Below are 14,965 nucleotides of genomic sequence, written 5' to 3' on the forward strand. Positions count from 1 at the left end.
CAAGTCGTGGATGCCCGGGACAAGCCCGGGCATGACGCGAAGAGGTTGAGCGCGTCCGGCTACCCCACCACCGGCCAATCCCTCTGCGCCGGCCGCAGCTTCTCCAGTGCCATACAGAAGCGCATGACGCCCCGATCATCGAAGCGGTGGCCGGTGACCTGGACGCCGATGGGGAAGCCGGTCCGGTCGTAGCTCCAGTTGACGCTCGCCGCGGGCTGTTCGGAGAAGTTCTGCGCCACGGTAAAGGGGATGTGCTCCAGCGCCCGGTGCGGGTCGTCGGTGGGGGAGTGGGCCTCTGCGGCATAGTTCACCGGGCAGGTGCAGGGCGACAGGAGAAAGTCGAACCCCTGGATCGCCTGTGTCGCCGCCTCGCGCATGGCCTGCACGGCGAGGAAGCCGCTCATCACGTCCTCGCCGGTGAAGGCGCCGGCGCGCCAAGTCGCCCATTCGACGATATAGGGCAGGATACGCGCCTTCTCCGCCGCGGAGAGCCGCGCCACGTCGCCGTGGGAGCGCGCCTCGAAGAAGCGGCAGATGCCGTCGAGCATGGCGAGGGTCAGATAGCCCTCGACCGGCGTGACGACGGCGCCCTCGGCGGCCAGCGTCGCGGCCGCCGCCTCCACCGCTGCGACGATGGCGGTATCGGCGGGCAGGCCCGCCGGCATGGCGGTGATGACGCCGACCTTCAGGCCCTTCAGGGGCAGGCCCGCCGGACCCGCGGCGAAATCCTGCCCGTCATGGGGCAGGCTCGCATAGTCGCGCGGGTCGGGCCGGGAGATGACGTTCATCAGCAGTGCGCCGTCCTCCACCGTGCGGGTCATGGGTCCGGCGACGCGGCCGAGAAAGGGCGGGTGGATCGGCACCCGGCCATAGGAGGGTTTGAGCCCGAACAGGCCGCAATGGGCGGCGGGCAGGCGGATGGAGCCGCCGATATCGGTGCCGACATGCAGCGGCCCGTAGCCGGCGGCCGCCGCGGCGCCCGCGCCGGAGGAGGAGCCGGCGGGGTTCTTCGAGAGGTCCCAGGGGTTGCGGGTGATGCCGTGGAGCGAGGAGAGCCCCGAGGACATCATGCCGTAATCGGGCATGGTGGTCTTGCCGAGGATGACGCAGCCGGCCTCGCGCAGGCGCGCGGGCACGGGCGTATCCTCGGCCCGCGGCGTCATGTCGGCGATGGGCACGCCGATGGGGGCGGGGTCGCCCCTGGTGCCGATGTTTTCCTTCACCGTCACCGGCACGCCGTCGAGCGCCGAGAGCGGCGCGCCTGTCGCCCAGCGGGCCTCCGCGCCCTTCGCCGCGGCGAGCGCCGCATCCGACGACACGATGTACATGGCGTTGATGGCGGGTTCGCAGGCTTCGATCCGGGCGAGGACGGCGCGGGTCACCTCCACCGGCGAGAGCGTCTTCGCCGCATAGGCTCTGGAGAGGGCGGCGGCGGTGAGGTCGGCGAGGTCGGTCATGGCAGGCTCCGGCAGGTGCGCCCTTGTCCCGCCGCGCGGGCCGCCGTGCAAGCCGCGGTGCAGGGGGCATGCCATGCACGCGCTTCGTCCCTTCGGCATGCTGGCATCGGCACGCGAACGGGGTACATTCACCGCCCCTGATCCAGCAGCCGAGGCGCGCATGTTCTCCTCCGTCCTCATCGCCAACCGCGGCGAGATCGCCGTCCGGGTCATGAAGACGGCGAAGCGCCTCGGGCTCCGGACCATCGCGGTCTATTCGGAGGCCGACGCCAATGCGATGCATGTGCGCATGGCCGACGAGGCCTACCCAATCGGCCCGGCCCCGGCCCGCGACAGCTATCTGGTGATCGACAAGATCATCGCCGTCGCCCGGGAAGCCCATGCCGAGGCGATCCATCCGGGCTATGGCTTCCTCTCCGAGCGCGCCGAATTTGCGGAAGCCTGCGAGGCTGCGGGCATCGTCTTCGTCGGTCCGCCCGCCTCCGCCATCCGCGCCATGGGCCTGAAGGACGGCGCCAAAGCCCTGATGCAGAAGGCCGGCGTGCCGGTGGTGCCGGGCTATCACGGCGCCATGCAGGAGGCGAAATTCCTCAAGGAGAAGGCCTACGAGATCGGCTATCCCGTGCTGATCAAGGCGGTCGCCGGCGGCGGCGGCAAGGGCATGAAGCGCGTCGACAAGGCGATGGACTTCGACGATGCGCTGGCCTCGGCGCAGCGCGAGGCGCAAGGCGCCTTCGGCGATCCGCGCGTGCTCATCGAGAAATATGTGCTCTCGCCCCGCCATATCGAGATCCAGGTGTTCGGCGATACCCACGGCAATGTCGTCCACCTGTTCGAGCGCGACTGCTCGCTGCAGCGCCGCCACCAGAAGGTCATCGAGGAGGCTCCCGCCCCGGGCATGCCGCAGGCGATGCGCGAGGCCATGGGCCGCGCGGCGGTCGAGGCGGCGCGGGCCGTCGGCTATGTCGGCGCCGGCACCGTGGAGTTCATCGCCGACGGCTCGCAGGGGCTGCAGCCGGACCGGTTCTGGTTCATGGAGATGAACACCCGCCTGCAGGTGGAGCATCCGGTGACGGAGGCGATCACCGGGCAGGACCTGGTGGAGTGGCAGCTCCGGGTCGCCTCCGGCGAGCGGCTGCCGCTGTTGCAGGACAATCTGTCGATCGAGGGCCATGCCGTGGAGGCGCGGCTCTATGCCGAGGATCCCGAGAAGGGCTTCCTGCCGTCGACCGGTACGCTGCACGCGCTGGAGTTCGGCACGGCGGAGGGCGTGCGCATCGATACGGGTGTGGAAGAGGGGGCGGAGGTCTCGCCCTATTACGACCCGATGATCGCGAAAGTCATCGCCCATGGCGCGACGCGCGACGAGGCGCTGGACCGGCTGGGTCAGGCGCTGGCGGGAACGGTGGTGGCGGGGCCACGCACCAATGTGCGGTTCCTGAAGGCGCTGACCGAGGCGGAGGGGTTCCGCGAAGGGGATTTCGACACGGGGTTCATCGACCGGAATGTCGAGGCGCTGGGGGCGGTGCCGCAGCCGATGGATGCCAAGGCGGCGGCGGTGGGGGTGTTGCGGCTGATCCAGGGGGAGCTTGGCCGGCTGGCTTTCCATGGTTTGGGACCTCACGTTGGACCATGGAGTCCAATCGAGGCCGACGGCTTCCTCCTCTCGTCCAAAGAATGGTCCCGGCAGCTTGCGTTCGAGTTGAATGGCGAGCGCAAGGTTGCCACGGTCAATTGGTCTGCGAACGGCCCGACGGTCCGCGTCGATGGCCAGTCCGTTGATGTTCCTGATTTGCCCGGTCACCATCGGCTGGGAAGGCTCGGGGGCTTCATTTTCGGTCACGAGGAACATCTCTATCTGGACGATACGCGTGTGATGCCTGTTGCCGACCGCGTCTTTGTCATCCGCGATGGCCGCCAGACCGAAATCCGCGCCTTCGACCCGCTCGACGTCGACCTCGACCATCTCAACGGCGGCGGTTCGGTGAAGGCGCCGATGCACGGCAAGGTCGTGCAGGTCTTCGTCGAAGCCGGGCAGCAGGTGGCCAAGGGCGACCGCATCGCTGTCATCGAGGCGATGAAGATGGAGCACACGCTGGTGGCGCCCTCCGACGGGACCGTGACGATGGTTGCGGTGCTGGCCGGTGAGCAGGTCGCCGAGGGGGCACCGGTCGCCGCCATCGAGGTGGCCGAGGCGCGGGCGGCGTGAGGGTGGTGCTTCTGGTCGGCCCCACCCTTACCCTCCCCTTGTCGCGCCGCTCCAAGGGGAGGGGGACTACCGCGTCGCGTCCTGGCATCGACCCGGCGCGCCTGGCCCGACGTATTGGCGCGAGGCGGAACGTCGTAGTCCCCCTTTCCTCGCGCAGCGAGGGGAGGGTGAGGGTGGGGCCTTTCCCATGACCCCCCGCACACCGGGTGGATGGCAACGAGGGAGGATGCGATGAGACCAAGCCCTGTCGCCGCCCTCGTGGCCTTGCTCGCCGCCACTCCCGCCTCGGCCTGCCAGTGCTTCAATTTCTCCCGCGCCGAGATCGTCCAGCGCGCCGACATCGTCTTCGAGGGCACGGTGGCGGTCGTCACCGTGGCGCGCGGCCAGCTGCAGGCGACGATCGACGTGCAGCGGCTGGAAAAGGGCCCTGAGCTCACCTCCATCACGCTGCTGACGCCGCTCAGTGCCGCCGCCTGCGGCGTCAGCTTCCAGGTGCCGCAGCGGGTGATCGTCGCGGCGCGGCGCGACGGGCCGGTCTGGCGCACCGACCTCTGCATGGCGCTGGGGCTGCGGCCGCTGCCGGTTGTCCCCAGCCGCTGACGCCGCGCCCCTTGGGGCGGCGGCTGCGGCGCGCTAGGTTGCCGGCATGACCCTCCACCTCATCAAGCTCTGCGTCGGCGCCGATTCCGTCGAGGATCTGCAGGAATGGATCGACTGGCGCATCAAGAGCTTCGGCGAGCAGGTCCACACGACGCGGATGCAGCCGAAGCGCGCTGACGAGATCATCGGCGAGGGGTCGCTCTACTGGGTGATCAAGGGCCAGGTGCTCTGCCGGCAGAGGCTGCTCGGCGTGCGTCCCTTCACCGATGGCGAGGGCATCTCGCGCTGCGACCTGATCCTCGAACCGGTGATCCACCGGGTGCAGCCGCGTCGCAAGGGGCCCTTCCAGGGCTGGCGCTACCTCGCCGCCGCCGATGCGCCGCCGGACCTGAATTCCGGTGCCACAAAGGGCATGCCGCCGGAACTGGCGAAGGAACTGGCGGAGTTGGGGTTGCTGTGAGCGGCTCTCAGGCCTCGTCGTCGTCTTCCGGGTCCGGCCGGGTCATCCACCAGATCACCAGCATGGCGACCGGGATCCAGGCGAAGCCGGCGACGGCATAGAAGACCGGCTCGCCGATCGGCCCGAAACGGCGGACGGCATTGTGCGTGATCGCCATGACGATGAGCGCGTAGAAGGTCACCCAGGCCAGGAGCAGGAGCGTGCCGATGAGTTTGCGGGTGCGTTGACGCATGCGTGAAGACCGGGTCAGGTTGCCGCCTTGTCGGGCGGGAGGTGAGGGCTATATCTCCCACCGTACGCTCATCACAAGCTGGAGGATCGCCGCATGACGGCGACAGCGGACCTTCCGTCCCGCCCCGATACCGATCGCATCATCCGACTCTGGCTGCTGGTGGTGGCCGCGCTCGTCTTCGCCATGGTGGTGGTGGGCGGCGCGACGCGCCTCACCGATTCCGGCCTGTCGATCACCGAATGGAAGCCGGTCACCGGCGCCCTGCCGCCGCTCAGTGCGGCGCAATGGGCGGAGGAATTCGCCAAATACCGCGCCAGTCCCCAATATGAAGCCATCAACCGCGGCATGAGCTTCGCCGACTTCCAGTTCATCTACTGGTGGGAATGGGGCCATCGCTTCCTCGGCCGCCTCCTCGGCGCCGCCATGCTGCTGCCCTGGCTGTTCTTCGCTGCCAAGGGCTGGATGTCGGTGCGCCTCGCCGCTGGCACCTTCGCCATCGGCCTGATGATGGGCCTGCAGGGTTTCGTCGGCTGGCTGATGGTCGCCTCGGGGCTGCAGCCGGGCATGGTCTATGTGGCGCCGCTGAAGCTGATGTTCCACCTGTCGCTGGCCTGTCTCATCTTCGCGCTGCTGGTCTGGACGGCGCTGATGCTCGGTGCGCCCCACCGGCGCGAGCCGGTGCCCGACGCGGTGCGCCGCGGCGGCATCGCCGTGCTTGCGGTACTGGCGCTGCAGATCGCCCTCGGCGGGCTGGTCGCCGGCAACAAGGCGGGCATGCGCTTCAATGACTGGCCGCTGATGGACGGCGCTCTCATTCCGCCCATGGCCGTGCTGTTCGACAAGCCGAGCACCTTCGAGGCCTTCATCGACTCGCTGGCCCTCGTCCAGTTCAACCACCGCCTCGTCGCCTATGGGCTGGTCGCCCTGGCGCTCTGGCACATGCTGTCGGCGCGTGGCACGGCCTATTTCAAGAGCGCGACCGTACTGTTCGGGCTGATGCTGGTGCAGGCGGTGATCGGTATCGTCACGCTGATGCTGGTCGTGCCGCTCTGGGCGGGCCTGCTGCACCAGGGCTTCGCGGTGGTCCTGCTGGGACATGCGCTGTCGCATGTCTTCGCCCTGACCCACGCGCCGCGGATGCAGGTGGCGCCGGTCGGGCGTGCGGTGCCGGCGGAGTAGGGACGGGCCAGATCGTCGACCGGAGTTCTTCACCTCTCCCCGCTGGGGAGAGGTGAAGGAACCCACCCGCTCGCGTCATGTACGGCAGGAGGCCGGGCATGATGACGGATGGCGTCGGGCGTCCTCACACCGCTCCCAGCGCCTTGTCGAGGTCGGCGATGATGTCGGCGGGGTCCTCGATACCGACCGAGAGGCGCACCACTTCCGGCCCGGCGCCGGCCACGGTCTTCTGCGCGTCGGAGAGCTGGCGGTGGGTGGTCGAGGCGGGGTGGATGATGAGGGAGCGCGTGTCGCCGACATTGGCGAGGTGGGAGAAGAGCTGCACCTCGGAGACCAGCTTCACGCCGGCATCGAAGCCGCCCTTCAGGCCGAAGGTGAAGACCGCGCCGGCGCCCTTCGGGGTGTATTTCTGCGCCAGGGCATGGCCCTTGTCGCCGGGCAGGCCGGGATAGGAGACCCAGGCGACCTTGGCGTGAGTGGAGAGGAATTCGGCCACTTTCAGGGCATTGGCGCAGTGGCGCTCCATACGCAGCGGCAGGGTCTCGATGCCGGTCAGGATCTGGAAGGCGTTGAAGGGCGAAAGCGCCGGCCCGAGGTCGCGCAGGCCGAGGACGCGGGTCGCGATGGCGAAGGCGAAGTTTCCGAAGGTTTCTGCGAGGACGATGCCGCCATATTCCGGCCGGGGCGAGGTCAGGAAGGGGTAGCGGCCGGACTTGATCCAGTCGAAGGAGCCGCCATCGACGATCACGCCGCCGATGGAATTTCCGTGGCCGCCGAGGAACTTGGTGGCGGAATGGACGATGATGTCGGCGCCATGCTCGAAGGGGCGAATAAGGTAGGGTGTCGCCAGCGTGTTGTCGACGATGAGCGGCAGGCCGTGCTTCTTCGCGATGGCCGAGATGGCGGCGATGTCGGTGATCTCTCCGGCGGGGTTGGCGATGCTCTCGATGAAGATCGCCTTGGTCTTCGGCGTGATGGCGCGCTCGAACGAGGACACGTCGTCCTGATCGGCCCAGACGACGTTCCAGTTGAAGCTCTTGTAGGAATGGTTGAACTGGTTGATCGAGCCGCCATAGAGCTTCTTCGAGGCGACGAACTCGTCACCCGGTTGCAGCAGGGCGTGGAAGATGAGGAATTCGGCGGCATGGCCGGAGGCGACGGCGAGGGCCGCCGTGCCGCCCTCCAGAGCCGCCACACGCTCCTCGAGCACCGCATTGGTCGGGTTGCCGATGCGCGTGTAGATGTTGCCGAAGGCCTGCAGTCCGAAGAGCGAGGCGGCGTGGTCGACGTCGTCGAAGACGAAGGACGTCGTCTGGTAGATGGGTGTCGCGCGGGCGCCCGTGGTCGGGTCCGGCTGGGCGCCGGCGTGGACGGCGAGGGTCGCGAAACCGGGAGCGCGGTCGGCCATGGGGAGTCCTCCTTGGGGTGCCGTCGTGCGGCTGGTTTCATTGACGAACGTTGTGTTCTTTTTATCGAACGCCCGCATCCCCGGTCAAGGAAAGAGAATTTTCTTTTCCGTCACGATGGGAGATGTGCGGTTTCCCGGGGGCCGCGAGCCGGCGTTCAGTCGCTGCCCTCGAAGGTCTGCCGCAGGCCGAGCTTCTGGAACTTGCCGGACTTCAGCTGCGGGGCGCGCTTGGCCGAGATGGTGCGCGAATTGACACCCATCCAGGAGATTTCCGAGGAGAGGCGGCCGAGTTCGATCTTCGGGCAGCGGTTCATCACCACTTTCAGGCCGGCGGTTTCGGCCCGCGCCGCGGCCTCATCGTTGCGGACGGAAAGCTGCATCCAGACGACCTTCGGCGGCGTGGGCAAGGCGAGGGCCTCGTCGACGACGGCCGCGGCGGCCTCCGCATTGCGGAAGATGTCGACCATGTCGACCGGCTCGGGAATGGCGGCAAGGCTGCCATAGACCCGGCAGCCGAGGATCTCCTGGCCGGCGAGGCCGGGATTAACCGGATGGACGCGGTAACCGCGGTCGAGGAGGTATTTCAGCACGAAATAGCTAGGACGCACGGCATTGGCCGAGGCGCCGACCATGGCGACGACCTTGGCCTCGCCAAGGATCGCGCGGATGTAGGCGTCGGGATAGTGGTCGTGGTTCACCGGTCTTCCCATCGGGGCTGGCGCTTGGCGAGGGTGGCGCCGATGCCCTCCTCGGCATCGCGGGCGAGCATGTTCTCGACCATGACGGCGCTAGCGTGGTCGTAGGCGTCTGACAGGCGCATGCCGCTCTGGTCGTAGAAGGCACGCTTGCCGATCTTCACGGTGAGCGTCGATTTCGCGGCGATGCGGGCGGCGAGGGCCTCGGCTGCGGCGACCTCCTCGCCGGCCGGGACGACCCGGTTAACGAGGCCCATGCGCAGCGCCTCCTCCGCCGGGATCATGTCGCCGAGCAGCAGCATTTCCATGGCGTGTTTGGGCGCGACGTTGCGCGACAGGGCCACCATCGGCGTCGAGCAGAAGAGGCCGATATGGACGCCCGGCGTGCAGAAGCGCGCGGCGGCGGATGCGACGGCGAGGTCGCAGGTGGCAACGAGCTGGCAGCCGGCGGCGGTGGCGAGGCCCTGGACGGCGGCGATGACCGGCTGGGGCAGATGGACGATCTGCTGCATCATGGCGGAGCAGCGGGCCAGCACTTCGGTGAAATAGGCGCGGCCGCGGTCCGGGTCGGCGCGGCGGGCTGTCATTTCCTTGAGGTGGTGGCCGGAGGAGAAGCAGGGGCCGACGGCGGTGAGGACCACGGCGCGCACGGACCGGTCCGCGGCGATGGCGGTGAAAGCGTCGGAAAGGCCGGCAAGCATCGCCTCCGACAGCGCGTTGCGGCTGGTGGGATCGTCGAGGGTCAGCGTCGTCACGCCGTCCTGGTCACGGCGGTCAAGGATCGGGCGCGTCGAGAGGGCCGGCGCGTGCATCGCCATCCGCCTTTCGCAAGAGGAGCGGCCGGGACTGTCGCCCGCTATCGTCGCGCCCGCAAGGCTGTCGAACGACCGCCGTCGGGATCCGCTTGTGCCATGTCACAGACCAAACCGCCGCCAAAACTCGATGCCGCCGCGATGGAGGCCTTCCTGGAGAGGGAGTTCCCGCAGGTCTTCGGCGCCGGCAAGACCTTCCTGGTCGAGGCGGTGGAGCACCGCTTCGCCCGCATGCGCTGCCGCTATGATCCCCGCCAGCTCCGTCCCGGCGGAACCATTTCCGGTCCCACCATGATGACGCTGGCCGATACCGGGCTCTATGTGGCGATCCTCGCCTCGATCGGGCCGGTAGCGCTGGCGGTGACGACCAATCTCAACATCAACTTCCTCAGGAAGCCCGACCAGCGCGACCTGATCGCCGAATGCCGGCTCATCAAGCTCGGCAAGCGGCTGGCCGTCGGCGAGGTGTCGATCTGGTCGGAAGGCGAGCCGTACGAGCTCGTCGCTCATGCGACGGGCACCTATTCGATCCCGCCGGACCGGTGAGGGGACCGCCGTCGACCTTCGGATGGAAGAATGCCCCACCCGCACCCTCCCCGCGCTCCGCGCGGGGAGGGGGACTTCGGCCTCGCGCCCAATTTCTTCGGTCGGGCCAGGCTCTACCGGGCGGCGCATGCTCGACGCGGTAGTCTCCCGCTCCGCGCGGGGAGGGTGAGGGTGGGGCCGTTCCTGATCCTTGCTCGCCTCACGCCTCCAGCCGCTTCCTCAGCTCGGCCTTGGCGATCTTCTCCAGCGTCGAGCGCGGCATGTCGTCGACGAGATGCACCTCTCGCGGCACCTTGAAATCGGCGAGGGCGGCGCGGCAGGCGGCGAGAACCCTGTCGGTAAGGCCCGGCGCCGCGCCAGCGACGCCGCCCTGCGGGATGATGAAGACGACGGGCACCTCGTCGAGCATCGGATGCTTCTTCGCCACCACCGCCACCTCGCGGACGCCCGGAACCGCCAAGATGACCTGTTCGATCTCGGACGCCGCGACATTCTCGCCGCCGACCTTCAGCATGTCCTTGTCGCGGTCGGCGAATTTCAGGAAGCCGTCGGGCAGCAGGGTGATGCGGTCGCCGGTGATGAAATAGCCGTCCTCGTCGAAGCTGTCGGCCATGGCCTTGGCGTTGAAAAGATACTCCTTGAACAGCGACAGGCCGGGAATGCCGCGGATGCGCAGGTGGCCGGTGCCGCCGGCCGGCGTCGGCCGGCCATCGTCGTCACTCACCCGGATCTCGTATTCCGGCGCTGCCCGGCCGATGGCCATGGGCGTGTTCGGCTGGTTCGCCTCGCCGATGATGCCGTGGGTAATGGTCTCGGTCATGCCCCACCAGCCGATGGTCTTGACGCCGAAGTGGGCGTCCGTCGGCGGTTCGCAGACGGCGCTGCCCCAGAGCCGGAACGTGTGGGCCTTCGGAATGTCCCGCTCCATGAGGGCGCGGGTGCAGAAGGGCACGACGGAGGTCCAGGTGCAGCGGTGCGCGGCGGCAATGGTCCAGAAGCGGCTCGCCGAGAAGCGCGGCATGACGACGGCGGTGGCGCCGCCCCAGAGCGCCGCGAGCACCGAATAGGCGAGGGCGTTGGTGTGGAAGAGCGGCAGGTGGACGAGATGGACGTCCTCGGGCCGGAGGTCCTCGTGGACCGCGTTGACCTTGGCACCCCACAGCGCATTGGCGTGGGTCCAGAGCACGGCCTTGGGCCGGGCCGTGGTGCCGGAGGTGTACTGGACGGAGCAGGGCCATGCGGGGTCGTGCGGCCGTGACGGGCGGTCGGAATCGTCCGCGAAGAGGGCGTCGAAGCGCATCGCCTTTTCGGGAAGCGCGGCGGCCGGGGCGGGCTCGCCGCCATCATTGTCGGTGACGGCAATCCACCGGAGGTCCGGGCAATGGGCGGCCACCGCGCCGGCATAGGCAGGCTGGGTGATGGCAGCCACCGCCCCGCAATGGCCGGCGAAATAGGCGACCTCCGGACCGGCCGAGCGGGTGTTGGTGGTCACGGCGATGGCGCCGAGTTCGACGCAGGCATACCAGGCGAGCAGGGCTTCGAGGCAGTTGTCGAGGTGGATCAGCACGAATTCGCCGGGCGTGACGCCGCGCTTCGCCAGGCCCGCAGCGAGGGCGCCGACACGGGCGTAGAATGCGCCGTAGGTGAGGGTGACCGAGGGCCGCCCGAAGGGCGTCCAGACGATGAAGGGATGGTCGCGGCGGGTGCGGGCCCGAAGCTTCAGGAGCCAGGGCACGTCGAGGCCGGCGAAGGGTCCGACATGGCCCGCGGGCGGGGTGACCATCGGCATGGGCTTTCCTCGGGACTCATGCGGGGCGGGTTGATCCCGCCTCCCGGACCGGATGAGCGTGGCGCAGAGGGGATGGGTCGCTCAACTGGGCCGTGCGGCGGAGCCGGCCGATCACGATGGCGCGATGCTTGCGCCGCGCCCTGTGATCGCCGAGGCTCGCGGTCCATCTGACAACCGGGTCCCGTTACACTGACCGGCCAGGAGCTGCCATGTCCGACCTTTCCGCCTTCGCCGTCACGAGCCGTTGGCCCGCCGCCCATCCCGACCGCATCCAGCTCTATTCGCTGCCGACGCCGAACGGGGTGAAGGTGTCGATCATGCTGGAGGAGACGGGGCTGCCCTACGAGCCGCATGCGATCAATATCGGCCAGAACGAAACCTGGACCCCGGAATTCCTGGCGCTCAACCCGAACGGCAAGATCCCGGCGATCATCGACCCCGACGGGCCCGGCGGACAGCCGCTCGTGCTGTTCGAATCCGGTGCGATCCTGCTCCATCTCGCCGAGAAGACCGGTCGCTTCCTGCCGGCCGATCCGGTCGCCCGGATCGAGACCATCCAGTGGGTGTTCTTCCAGATGGCAGCTGTCGGCCCGATGTTTGGCCAGCTCGGCTTCTTCTTCAAGTTTGCGGGCCGGGAATACGAGGACAAGCGCCCCCTGGAGCGCTACCGCGCCGAGGCCCACCGTCTGATCCGGGTGCTGGAGACGCGGCTCGCCGGGCGCCGCTACATCATGGGCGACGACTACACCATCGCCGACATCGCGCTGATAGGCTGGGTGCGCAACCTCGTCGGCTTCTATGGGGCCGGCGATCTCGTCGCCTATCACGAACTCAAGGAGGTTCCGGCCTGGCTCGAGCGCTGTCTCGCCCGTCCCGCGGTCCAGCGGGGCCTCGAGATCCCGGCGCGCCCCTGAGCCAGGACGGGGGCAAGCCCTTGCAAAATCGGCCATAAAAACAAGGTATTAAAATACCTATTTTATAAGTATCTGGTTTTGCTTTTCTTTTTGCCGGTTGCCTGCGTTGACGCGGCAGCCGGTCTCGCCTATAGCCCTCCCGACGCGACGGGCGATCTGCGCACCGCCGCTTCCGATTTCTCAATTCCGGAAGACACGACCATGAAGACCTATGTGGCGAAACCCGCCGAGGTCGACAAGAAGTGGGTTCTGATCGACGCGAAGGGCCTTGTTGTCGGCCGCCTCGCGACGATCGTGGCGACGCGCCTGCGCGGCAAGCACAAGGCCACGTATACCCCCCATGTCGATTGCGGTGACAATGTCATCATCATCAATGCGGACAAGGTGGTTTTCACCGGCCGCAAGTGGGACCAGAAGGCCTACTACCATCACACCGGCTATCCGGGCGGCATCAAGGAGCGGATCGCCAAGACCATCCGCGACGGCAAGTTCCCCGAGCGCATCGTCGAGAAGGCCGTGGAGCGCATGATCCCGCGCGGTCCGCTCGGCCGCCGGCAGATGTCGAACCTGCGCGTCTATGGTGGCGACAAGCACCCCCATGAGGCCCAGACGCCCGTCGTCCTCGACGTCGGCGTGATGAACTCCAAGAACGTGAGGGCATGACCATGGCTGAGACCGTTTCGTCTCTCGAAGGCCTGAGCGCTCTCAAGCCGGCGACCGCTGACGCCCCCCGGCATGTGCAGAAGCTCGACAAGCAGGGCCGCGCCTATGCCACCGGCAAGCGCAAGGACGCGGTTGCCCGCGTCTGGGTCAAGCCGGGCTCCGGCAAGATCACCGTCAACGACCGCACGCTCGAAGTCTACTTCGCCCGTCCGGTGCTGCGCATGCTGCTCCGCCAGCCGCTCGTTCTCGTCGGCCGCGACACGCAGTACGACATCAACGTGACGGTCGCCGGCGGCGGCCTCTCCGGCCAGGCCGGCGCAGTGCGCCACGGCATTTCCAAGGCTCTGACCTATTACGAGCCGGATCTGCGCGGCGCGCTGAAGAAGGGCGGCTTCCTCACGCGCGACAGCCGCGTGGTCGAGCGCAAGAAGTACGGCAAGGCCAAGGCCCGCCGGTCCTTCCAGTTCTCGAAGCGCTGATCGCTCTTCACGACATCAGAAAGCCGGGCCCTGTGCCCGGCTTTTTCGTTTTGGGCAGGCCGAGGCCGCAGGGCGGCGCCTACTCGCCCTTCGGCACGAGCCGTTCGTGGGCCGGGATCGTGGTGCCGGCCTCGGTGGCGGTCGAATGGGCTTCCTTCAGCACCGTCCGGGACCCCTCGTCGTCCCCGCCGCCGCCCGCCGTGCGACGCTCCACGCCCTCGGCACCCTTCTCGACCGGCTTGTCGTGGGCCGGGATCGTGGTGCCCTTCTCGGTCGCTGTCGTATGCGCCGTGCGGGTCGTCGTCTCGCGGGCGGTCACGCTCTTCGTCTCGTCCTGCATGCCGGGTCCTCCTTTGTCGTGCTGATCCACAACATCAGGGCGCCCCGGTTGTTCCGGCCCGGCCGGTCGCGGCCGTGTCCGAGGTTCAGCCGCCGGGGCCGCGATCGTGTTTCGCGTCAATAAGACGTGAATTGCGGAACAGGGTTTTGTCGCCATCGTGGGCATGTCGAGAGGGGTCGGCTCATGTCTTTGGATCGTCGTCATGTCTTGCTCGTGGGCGCGGGACTCGTCGCCTCGGCGCCTAGGCTGCTGCAGGCGGAGGTCACCCGGCGCTATCACTCCGACTATTTTTCCTTCGTCGGCTCGGACGCGCAGGGCACCGTCTACCTCGCGCATGACAACAATCGCGGCCAGACCGGAGAACGCTTCTTCGCCGACCACTGGATCGCGATGTTCGCCGAGGGGCAGGGTGTCGTGCCTGTCGCCGGCAGCGCGCATTATCCCAATCCGGACAAGATCCTCGAGTCCATCCCGGATTCCGAGCACTTCCAGTTTCGCGGGACGGTTGCCGGCGGCATGCGCATGGTGAGCGCGACCAACGACATCGACATGGTGGTCGAAGGACTGACGCCGATCCTGCGGCGGCAGACGCCGGACAATGACTACTGGATCGGCGCGGCCTCTGCCACGATGCGCTGGAAGGGGCGGGAGCTCCGCGGGCGGGTCATCTTCGAGTTCATCGCACGCACGGGCTTCAACCGGTTCACCAGCGATTTCGGCGCGAACTGGAACAATTTCAACGGCCTTTACCTATGGACCGAGGACAACCGGGACATCTATCTGCGCTACCACGACCGCGCCCAGCCGGGCGTGCCGCGCGAGAGCGGCATGACCACCGTCGACGGCGAAGGCGTGATGTCGGACATCGATTTCAAAATCCGCGACAGCCGCCCCGTCAGCGACCGCCCCTATCGCTGGCCGACGCATTGGCAGGTCGGTTTCACCCATCGGGGGGCGCCCTGGCGGCTGGAGGCTGAGACGGTAGCGCTCGAGGAGGTCGCAGACTGGCGGACCGGCGGGTTCGCCATGGCCGTGATCCGCGGCGACCTGGCGCGGTCCGACGGGTCAGCGCGGCGGAGCTTCAAGGGCTGGGCCGAACTGCTGATCTGAGCCTTCCGATCCGGTCGACGAAATCTGGCCTTTCGCCTGATTGCGAGCGGGTCCATGTCGCTCGCTCCGATC

The 14,965-nt window shown here is 68.0% G+C and carries 16 protein-coding genes; 9 read left to right on the top strand and 7 right to left on the bottom strand.

Features of this window, described 5'->3' with window-relative positions; translation table 11 throughout:
• Window positions 1-59 precede the first annotated feature (59 nt).
• Complete coding sequence (locus Q8O26_RS13355; protein WP_305576380.1) at window positions 60-1,457, bottom strand: amidase; 1,398 nt, start codon at window positions 1,455-1,457, stop codon at window positions 60-62.
• A 160-nt stretch (window positions 1,458-1,617) separates the two neighbouring features.
• On the opposite strand from Q8O26_RS13355, the gene Q8O26_RS13360 reads away from it, so the two are divergent.
• From Q8O26_RS13360 to Q8O26_RS13370, 3 genes are all read left to right on the top strand, one after another.
• A complete protein-coding gene (locus tag Q8O26_RS13360; protein WP_305576507.1) occupies window positions 1,618-3,666 on the top strand; it encodes an acetyl-CoA carboxylase biotin carboxylase subunit in 2,049 nt (682 codons plus the stop codon).
• A 231-nt stretch (window positions 3,667-3,897) separates the two neighbouring features.
• Complete coding sequence (locus Q8O26_RS13365) at window positions 3,898-4,266, top strand: hypothetical protein (RefSeq protein WP_305576382.1); 369 nt, start codon at window positions 3,898-3,900, stop codon at window positions 4,264-4,266.
• A gap of 46 nt (window positions 4,267-4,312) precedes the next feature.
• Entirely contained in the window at window positions 4,313-4,726 is a 414-nt protein-coding gene (locus Q8O26_RS13370) for a DUF1489 family protein (protein WP_305576384.1), read from the top strand.
• A gap of 7 nt (window positions 4,727-4,733) precedes the next feature.
• On the opposite strand, the gene Q8O26_RS13375 is transcribed toward Q8O26_RS13370, so the two are convergent.
• The gene (locus Q8O26_RS13375) at window positions 4,734-4,958 is read right to left on the bottom strand and encodes a DUF2842 domain-containing protein (protein ID WP_305576386.1); all 225 of its coding nucleotides are present in this window, start codon (window positions 4,956-4,958) and stop codon (window positions 4,734-4,736) included.
• 93 nt (window positions 4,959-5,051) lie between these two features.
• Between Q8O26_RS13375 and Q8O26_RS13380 the strand changes: the two genes are divergently transcribed.
• Window positions 5,052-6,137, top strand: coding sequence for a COX15/CtaA family protein (locus Q8O26_RS13380; RefSeq protein ID WP_371134562.1), 1,086 nt, complete (start codon window positions 5,052-5,054; stop codon window positions 6,135-6,137).
• 124 nt (window positions 6,138-6,261) lie between these two features.
• Here Q8O26_RS13380 and Q8O26_RS13385 read toward each other — a convergent pair whose 3' ends face one another.
• From Q8O26_RS13385 to Q8O26_RS13395, 3 genes are all read right to left on the bottom strand, one after another.
• Window positions 6,262-7,545 carry an O-acetylhomoserine aminocarboxypropyltransferase gene (locus tag Q8O26_RS13385; RefSeq protein WP_305576388.1) on the bottom strand — a complete coding sequence of 428 codons (1,284 nt, stop codon included), beginning with the start codon at window positions 7,543-7,545 and terminating at the stop codon, window positions 6,262-6,264.
• A gap of 155 nt (window positions 7,546-7,700) precedes the next feature.
• Entirely contained in the window at window positions 7,701-8,243 is a 543-nt protein-coding gene (locus tag Q8O26_RS13390; RefSeq protein WP_305576390.1) for a CoA-binding protein, read from the bottom strand.
• Window positions 8,240-9,052 (bottom strand): enoyl-CoA hydratase, encoded by an 813-nt coding sequence (locus Q8O26_RS13395; RefSeq protein WP_305576509.1) that lies wholly within the window; start codon window positions 9,050-9,052, stop codon window positions 8,240-8,242. Before Q8O26_RS13395 ends, Q8O26_RS13390 begins: the two co-directional genes overlap by 4 nt.
• Before the next feature lie 99 nt (window positions 9,053-9,151).
• Between Q8O26_RS13395 and Q8O26_RS13400 the strand changes: the two genes are divergently transcribed.
• Window positions 9,152-9,598, top strand: a complete 447-nt coding sequence (locus tag Q8O26_RS13400; RefSeq protein WP_305576392.1) for a PaaI family thioesterase — start codon at window positions 9,152-9,154, stop codon at window positions 9,596-9,598.
• A 199-nt stretch (window positions 9,599-9,797) separates the two neighbouring features.
• On the opposite strand, the gene Q8O26_RS13405 is transcribed toward Q8O26_RS13400, so the two are convergent.
• A complete protein-coding gene (locus tag Q8O26_RS13405; protein ID WP_305576393.1) occupies window positions 9,798-11,387 on the bottom strand; it encodes an AMP-binding protein in 1,590 nt (529 codons plus the stop codon).
• 209 nt (window positions 11,388-11,596) lie between these two features.
• On the opposite strand from Q8O26_RS13405, the gene Q8O26_RS13410 reads away from it, so the two are divergent.
• The 3 genes from Q8O26_RS13410 to rpsI all read left to right on the top strand — a co-directional run bounded on the left by Q8O26_RS13410 (window position 11,597) and on the right by rpsI (window position 13,443).
• A complete protein-coding gene (locus Q8O26_RS13410) occupies window positions 11,597-12,301 on the top strand; it encodes a glutathione S-transferase N-terminal domain-containing protein (RefSeq protein ID WP_305576395.1) in 705 nt (234 codons plus the stop codon).
• A gap of 201 nt (window positions 12,302-12,502) precedes the next feature.
• Window positions 12,503-12,964, top strand: a complete 462-nt coding sequence (gene rplM / locus Q8O26_RS13415) for a 50S ribosomal protein L13 (RefSeq protein WP_305576397.1) — start codon at window positions 12,503-12,505, stop codon at window positions 12,962-12,964.
• Between the two features lie 2 nt (window positions 12,965-12,966).
• On the top strand, window positions 12,967-13,443 hold the full coding sequence (gene rpsI / locus Q8O26_RS13420) for a 30S ribosomal protein S9 (protein WP_305576399.1): 477 nt from the start codon (window positions 12,967-12,969) through the stop codon (window positions 13,441-13,443).
• A 79-nt stretch (window positions 13,444-13,522) separates the two neighbouring features.
• Here rpsI and Q8O26_RS13425 read toward each other — a convergent pair whose 3' ends face one another.
• The gene (locus tag Q8O26_RS13425; RefSeq protein ID WP_305576401.1) at window positions 13,523-13,783 is read right to left on the bottom strand and encodes a hypothetical protein; all 261 of its coding nucleotides are present in this window, start codon (window positions 13,781-13,783) and stop codon (window positions 13,523-13,525) included.
• 183 nt (window positions 13,784-13,966) lie between these two features.
• Between Q8O26_RS13425 and Q8O26_RS13430 the strand changes: the two genes are divergently transcribed.
• Window positions 13,967-14,893 carry a hypothetical protein gene (locus tag Q8O26_RS13430; protein WP_305576403.1) on the top strand — a complete coding sequence of 309 codons (927 nt, stop codon included), beginning with the start codon at window positions 13,967-13,969 and terminating at the stop codon, window positions 14,891-14,893.
• Window positions 14,894-14,965 lie beyond the last annotated feature (72 nt).

The organism is Phreatobacter sp. (genome assembly GCF_030691135.1).
Classification (GTDB): Bacteria; Pseudomonadota; Alphaproteobacteria; order Rhizobiales; family Phreatobacteraceae; genus Phreatobacter.

Excerpts from the sequence above, each read along its gene's own strand:
- Q8O26_RS13355 (WP_305576380.1), bottom strand. The coding sequence starts at position 1,457 with ATGACCGACCTCGCCGACCTCACCGCCGCCGCCCTCTCCAGAGCCTAT.
- Q8O26_RS13360 (WP_305576507.1), top strand. The coding sequence starts at position 1,618 with ATGTTCTCCTCCGTCCTCATCGCCAACCGCGGCGAGATCGCCGTCCGG.
- Q8O26_RS13365 (WP_305576382.1), top strand. The coding sequence starts at position 3,898 with ATGAGACCAAGCCCTGTCGCCGCCCTCGTGGCCTTGCTCGCCGCCACT.
- Q8O26_RS13370 (WP_305576384.1), top strand. The coding sequence starts at position 4,313 with ATGACCCTCCACCTCATCAAGCTCTGCGTCGGCGCCGATTCCGTCGAG.
- Q8O26_RS13375 (WP_305576386.1), bottom strand. The coding sequence starts at position 4,958 with ATGCGTCAACGCACCCGCAAACTCATCGGCACGCTCCTGCTCCTGGCC.
- Q8O26_RS13380 (WP_371134562.1), top strand. The coding sequence starts at position 5,052 with ATGACGGCGACAGCGGACCTTCCGTCCCGCCCCGATACCGATCGCATC.
- Q8O26_RS13385 (WP_305576388.1), bottom strand. The coding sequence starts at position 7,545 with ATGGCCGACCGCGCTCCCGGTTTCGCGACCCTCGCCGTCCACGCCGGC.
- Q8O26_RS13395 (WP_305576509.1), bottom strand. The coding sequence starts at position 9,052 with ATGCACGCGCCGGCCCTCTCGACGCGCCCGATCCTTGACCGCCGTGAC.
- Q8O26_RS13400 (WP_305576392.1), top strand. The coding sequence starts at position 9,152 with ATGTCACAGACCAAACCGCCGCCAAAACTCGATGCCGCCGCGATGGAG.
- Q8O26_RS13405 (WP_305576393.1), bottom strand. The coding sequence starts at position 11,387 with ATGCCGATGGTCACCCCGCCCGCGGGCCATGTCGGACCCTTCGCCGGC.
- Q8O26_RS13410 (WP_305576395.1), top strand. The coding sequence starts at position 11,597 with ATGTCCGACCTTTCCGCCTTCGCCGTCACGAGCCGTTGGCCCGCCGCC.
- rplM (WP_305576397.1), top strand. The coding sequence starts at position 12,503 with ATGAAGACCTATGTGGCGAAACCCGCCGAGGTCGACAAGAAGTGGGTT.
- rpsI (WP_305576399.1), top strand. The coding sequence starts at position 12,967 with ATGGCTGAGACCGTTTCGTCTCTCGAAGGCCTGAGCGCTCTCAAGCCG.
- Q8O26_RS13425 (WP_305576401.1), bottom strand. The coding sequence starts at position 13,783 with ATGCAGGACGAGACGAAGAGCGTGACCGCCCGCGAGACGACGACCCGC.
- Q8O26_RS13430 (WP_305576403.1), top strand. The coding sequence starts at position 13,967 with ATGTCTTTGGATCGTCGTCATGTCTTGCTCGTGGGCGCGGGACTCGTC.